The organism is Nitrospirota bacterium, assembly GCA_016212185.1.
Lineage (GTDB): Bacteria > Nitrospirota > Thermodesulfovibrionia > UBA6902 > DSMQ01 > JACRGX01.
Genome location: JACRGX010000093.1, coordinates 1 through 5,146 on the forward strand (window position 1 = coordinate 1; position 5,146 = coordinate 5,146).

At 45.1% G+C, this 5,146-nt stretch carries 6 protein-coding genes and 1 tRNA gene; 6 read left to right on the forward strand and 1 reads right to left on the reverse strand.

The features are described from left to right. The first annotated feature begins 85 nt into the window (after positions 1 to 85). The 6 genes from HZA10_10850 to HZA10_10875 all read left to right on the forward strand — a co-directional run bounded on the left by HZA10_10850 (position 86) and on the right by HZA10_10875 (position 4,726). A complete protein-coding gene (locus tag HZA10_10850) occupies positions 86 to 400 on the forward strand; it encodes a MerR family transcriptional regulator (GenBank protein MBI5196802.1) in 315 nt (104 codons plus the stop codon). A 249-nt stretch (positions 401 to 649) separates the two neighbouring features. Next, positions 650 to 726 (forward strand) — tRNA-Pro (locus tag HZA10_10855). A 43-nt stretch (positions 727 to 769) separates the two neighbouring features. Then, complete coding sequence (gene surE, locus HZA10_10860; protein MBI5196803.1) at positions 770 to 1,558, forward strand: 5'/3'-nucleotidase SurE; 789 nt, start codon at positions 770 to 772, stop codon at positions 1,556 to 1,558. 65 nt (positions 1,559 to 1,623) lie between these two features. Beyond that, a complete protein-coding gene (locus HZA10_10865) occupies positions 1,624 to 3,018 on the forward strand; it encodes an NAD(P)/FAD-dependent oxidoreductase (GenBank protein ID MBI5196804.1) in 1,395 nt (464 codons plus the stop codon). A 63-nt stretch (positions 3,019 to 3,081) separates the two neighbouring features. Then, positions 3,082 to 3,747: a protein-L-isoaspartate(D-aspartate) O-methyltransferase gene (locus HZA10_10870; GenBank protein MBI5196805.1), complete on the forward strand. Its 666-nt coding sequence runs from the start codon at positions 3,082 to 3,084 to the stop codon at positions 3,745 to 3,747. 64 nt (positions 3,748 to 3,811) lie between these two features. Continuing rightward, positions 3,812 to 4,726 (forward strand): branched-chain amino acid transaminase, encoded by a 915-nt coding sequence (locus tag HZA10_10875; protein ID MBI5196806.1) that lies wholly within the window; start codon positions 3,812 to 3,814, stop codon positions 4,724 to 4,726. Between the two features lie 187 nt (positions 4,727 to 4,913). On the opposite strand, the gene HZA10_10880 is transcribed toward HZA10_10875, so the two are convergent. After that, entirely contained in the window at positions 4,914 to 5,114 is a 201-nt protein-coding gene (locus tag HZA10_10880; GenBank protein MBI5196807.1) for a cold-shock protein, read from the reverse strand. Positions 5,115 to 5,146: the final 32 nt, after the last annotated feature.

The following is a 5,146-nucleotide window of genomic DNA, read 5'->3' on the forward strand; positions in this document are numbered from 1 at the left end:
AACCGAGCATACAGTTTAAAACTGCTGCGGATAAAGGTCTGTAGACTGCGGTTTTTGAATACAGCCCTTGCCTGTGAAGAAAGCAATGCCTGAAAAGCTTTTTTATAAAATCGGTGAGGTAAGCGGGATAGCAGGGGTTGAACCCTACATCCTGAGATACTGGGAATCAGAATTCCCGTTTTTAAAACCGGGTAAAAACAAAGCCGGCCAGCGGGTCTATACAAAAAAAAATCTGGATCTCGTGCTTCAGGTCAAGCATCTTCTGTATCAGGAAAAATATACAATTGCAGGGGTAAGGAAGAAATTTAAGGATTCTACCATGAAGGCCGACCCTGCGGTTACAGAGACAATTGACCGGGTCAAAAAGGGACTCAGGGCGATTTTGAAAACCCTCAAGTAAAATACAAGGGGTCAAGGATTCAAGGGGTCAAGGATTCAAGTGAATTTTAGTTATAAGTTATTTGTTATCCGAATAACTAATAACTTATAACAAATTTCGTAGTTTACTGGAACCCTCGAATCCTTGAATCCTCAAACCCTTTTTTAAAAAACTTAGCAATTCGGGGCGTAGCGTCCCGACTGTGTCGGGAGTTGCGCACTCGGTTCAAGATTGTTTAGTTGTACTGAATTATAATATAGAAAATACAGACGGGGCGTAGCGCAGCCTGGTAGCGCACTCGCTTGGGGTGCGAGTGGTCGCCCGTTCAAATCGGGTCGCCCCGACCATTTTACTTCCTCAAAAATACCTGACTTCTGCTAAAATATTCTTATGCCTGTTATTCTTGTGACAAACGATGACGGCGTTCATTCGCCGGGAATCATTGCCTTGTATAAGGCATTAAACCCGCTCGGCGATGTTTACATGGTCGCCCCTGAAGGTGAGCAGAGCGCCGTGGCACACGCGCTCACCCTTCACAGACCGTTAAAGGTTGAAAAGATAAAACTGCTAAATTCTTCATCCGACAAAAAAATCTTTGCCATAAACGGCACGCCCACGGACTGCGTCATCGTAGGGATTGATAAAATCCTCCGCAGAAAACCGAACCTGATAGTTTCAGGCATAAACAACGGCGGCAACATGGGAGATGACATCACATATTCAGGCACGGTTGCGGCGGCAATTGAGGGTACGCTTCTCGGTATTCCGTCCATCGCCGTATCCCTTGTAAAAGGCATTAAGGACAACGGCATTTATCCTGATAAGCCGCTAAGATTTCAGAAGGCGGCCGCCTTTGCAAAGAGACTTGCCTCTATTGTCCTTAAAAAGACACTGCCTCATGATACGCTTTTAAACGTCAACGTTCCGAACACTCAAAAGATTAAGGGGATAAAACTCACGCGGCAGGGAAAAAGAACTTATGACAACTCAGTTCATGAGGTGTCAGACCCACGCGGAAGGAAGCATTACTGGATAGGCGGCGGAGCGCCTATTTGGGAACAGGGGAAGGATACTGATTTTGTTGCCGTAAAAAATGCCTTTATTTCAGTCACACCTGTTCATCTGGACCTGACAAACTATGATGCACTGGACTTTTTAAGAAAAACATGGAAAATGTAGAAACCGTGATGCCTGCCTGTCCGGTAGGCAGGTGTAACGCGTAATGCGTGATGAATAAAAAAAACCTGAAAAATTATGATGTAATTATTGTCGGCGCAGGACCTGCCGGGATATTCACTGCCCTTGAGATGATATCATCAAACAAAAAACTCAGAATACTCCTCATTGAAAAAGGCAACGACATAGAAAAAAGGACCTGCCCTTTAAAAACCAAACAAGCCTCCTGCAAAGCATGCCGTCCCTGCGGACTTTTAAGCGGATGGGGCGGCGCCGGCGCATTCAGCGACGGCAAACTGAGCCTTTCAAAAGACATAGGCGGGTTTCTCACACGGTATGTTACTGATGAAACACTGCAAGACCTTATAATATACACCGATGGACTTTATTTAAAGTACGGCGCCCCTGCCAAACTTTACGGCGACGATGCATCCAAAGTTAATGCGATTAAAACCCTTGCCGAAAAAAACGGTTTAACGCTTATACCTTCAAGGATAAGACACATTGGCACTGACCGGTGTCCTGAACTTCTTAAAAGGATTAAAAAACACCTTAATTCAAAAATAGAGATTGTTTTTTCAAAAGACGTCACGGAAATTTTGATTAGAGACAAAACAGTCAGAGGCGTCAGGACAAAGGACGGCGATGATTTTTTCGGCGATTTCATAGTCCTTGCCCCGGGAAGGGAAGGCTCGCTCTGGCTTGAAGAGCAGGCTAAGGCAATAGGGCTGTCACTTCTGAATAATCCCGTGGACATCGGTGTAAGAGTAGAACTACCCGCTTCAGTCATGGAAAAACTCACAAAGGTAATTTATGAGCCAAAGCTTATTTTTTATTCTAAAAAATTCAATGATAAAGTCAGGACCTTTTGCGTGAATCCCTACGGAGAGGTTGTGAAGGAATATTTAAAAGGCGCATGGACTGTCAACGGGCACAGCTATGCGGACAAAAAAACAGCCAATACAAATTTTGCCATTCTTGTAAGCACCAAGTTTACAGAGCCGTTTAACGAACCTATTTATTACGGAAGGTATATTGCAAGGCTTGCTAATCTTCTCGGACATGGAGTTATCGTCCAGCGGCTGGGAGACCTGCAGGAAGGCAGGAGGTCCACTCATGCACGAATCGCAAAAGGCAGGGTAAAACCAACGCTTGAGGATGCAACGCCCGGCGACCTCAGCTTTGTGCTCCCCTACCGATATATTGCAGATATCCTTGAAATGCTCAAGACCATGGATAAGCTTGCGCCCGGCGTCTGGAGCGCTCATACACTGCTGTACGGCGTTGAGGTTAAATTTTATTCAAGACAACTGAAACTCAACAGCGGACTTGAGACTGAGGTAAAAAATCTTTTTGCTGTCGGCGACGGCGCAGGCGTCAGCCGCGGGCTTATACAGGCATCTGCATCAGGCATAATAGCGGCAAGAGAAATTTTACGCAGAAGGATGAGGGTTGAAGGATGAAGGCGTTGAGCGTTCAGCATCGAGCGTAAAACGCAATGAACGCTATAAACGCTACAAACGCCAATGGATGACTTTAAGAAACTCAGAGAGCTGATGGTTGAATCTCAGCTAAAGACGCGGGGGGTAAAAGACAAACGCGTCCTTAATGCTATGGGGACTGTTGAGCGGCATTTATTTGTCAGCGAACTCCTTAAAAGTCATGCATACGACGACAGCGCACTCTCCATCGGCGAAGGGCAGACAATTTCCCAGCCTTACATGGTGGCAATAATGACAGAGCTTCTTGAACTTAGAGGGGATGAAAAAGTACTTGAAGTGGGGACAGGTTCAGGTTATCAGTCGGCAATACTGTCCATGCTCTGCGCAGAAGTTTTCACAATAGAAAGGATTATACCGCTTGCAGAAAAGACAGAAGAAAGATTCAAAAAACTTGGATATAAGAACATCCATGCGGTAAAAAGCGATGGGACTCTCGGCCTGCCGGCGGAAGCCCCTTTTGACGGCATAATAGTTACTGCCGCGGCTCCGGATATCCCTGATACATACATAAGCCAGTTAAAGACAGGCGGAAGGCTCGTCATACCGGTCGGCGGCAGATATTCCCAGATACTTTATCAAGTAAAAAATACCGGTTCGGGCATAAAGACATCAATGTTCACGCCGTGTGTCTTTGTCCCGCTCATAGGCAAATACGGATGGACCGGGGGAGAAGCCAACAATAACTATTGACAATAAGAACGCCTTTTTTGTAAAACAATAGGGTTCTCTGAACCTCAGTCCTGAAAGGAAAATAATGATTAAGGAATCTAAAAAAATATGGATGGATGGTAAATTCGTGGACTGGCATCAGGCAAATGTCCACATTCTGACCCATACGCTTCATTACGGACTCGGAGTCTTTGAAGGAATACGGTGCTACAAGACCCAGAAAGGTTCGGCTGTTTTCAGGTTAAAAGAGCATGTGGACAGGCTCTTTAATTCCTGCCATATCATGCAGATTATGCCTGAGTTTCAGCCTGTTGAGATAAGCCGGGCAATTATTGAATCGGTAAAAATCAACAGGCTTGATGAGTGTTATATCCGTCCAATTGTCTATCTCGGATACGGCGTCATGGGCATTTATCCGAAAGACAGTCCGGTAAGGGTTGCGATAGCCGTGTGGCCATGGGGAGCATATTTAGGTGAAGACGGCATTAAAAACGGCATCAGGCTGAAGATATCTTCATTCACAAGGCATCATGTAAATGTAAGCATGACAAAGAGTAAGACCTGCGGCGATTATGTGAATTCCATACTTGCAAAAAGGGAGGCGGTTTTCTGCGGGTATGACGAGGCGCTCCTTCTTGACACGGCGGGCTATGTTGCGGAAGGAAGCGGCCAGAACATATTTATCGTAAGAAACGGCGTATTAAAAACAACGCCTCTCAGGTCCATACTTGAAGGCATTACGAGAAACAGCGTGATTGAAATGGCGCATAGGGGAAAAATTCCCGTAAAGGAAGTTAATTTTTCAAGGGATGAAGTTTATATTGCTGATGAGGTGTTTTTAACAGGTACCGCCGCTGAAATTACGCCTGTCAGAGAGGTGGACGGCAGGATTATCGGCAAGGGCAAGCCCGGACCCATAACCAAAAAACTGCAGAACCTATTCTTCAATATTGTAAAAGGCAGGAATAAAAGCTATAAATCATGGCTCACCTATATTTAATTGCAACCTAAATTGAGCGATTCTTTTTTTGTCATTCCGGCTTGTCCGGAATCTTTCCTTGTTTTAAGAAGGATTCCCGACGCGCTTCGCTTGCGGGAATGACAAATTATGAGGCTTTGCTTGCCCCCTTAGTAACTGCGATAAAAAAACGGCTCCGTAAAAATTTCCGGAGCCGTTTTAAAGGTAATTACTGTTTTACCACATTAACAGCCTTAGGGCCTTTTGCGCCTTTTTCAACATCGAAACTGACCTTATCGCCCTCGGCAAGGGTCTTGAAACCATTGCCCTGAATTGACGTATAATGCACAAAGACATCACTGCCATCTTCACTGGTAATAAATCCGTAACCCTTTGCTTCATTAAACCATTTTACTGTACCGTTTGTCACTTACTTCACCTCCTGATTCTTAAAAATAGGCT

Coding starts and splice junctions, on each gene's coding strand:
- HZA10_10870 (MBI5196805.1), top strand. CDS start 3,082: ATGGATGACTTTAAGAAACTCAGAGAGCTGATGGTTGAATCTCAGCTA.
- HZA10_10875 (MBI5196806.1), top strand. CDS start 3,812: ATGATTAAGGAATCTAAAAAAATATGGATGGATGGTAAATTCGTGGAC.
- surE (MBI5196803.1), top strand. CDS start 770: ATGCCTGTTATTCTTGTGACAAACGATGACGGCGTTCATTCGCCGGGA.
- HZA10_10850 (MBI5196802.1), top strand. CDS start 86: ATGCCTGAAAAGCTTTTTTATAAAATCGGTGAGGTAAGCGGGATAGCA.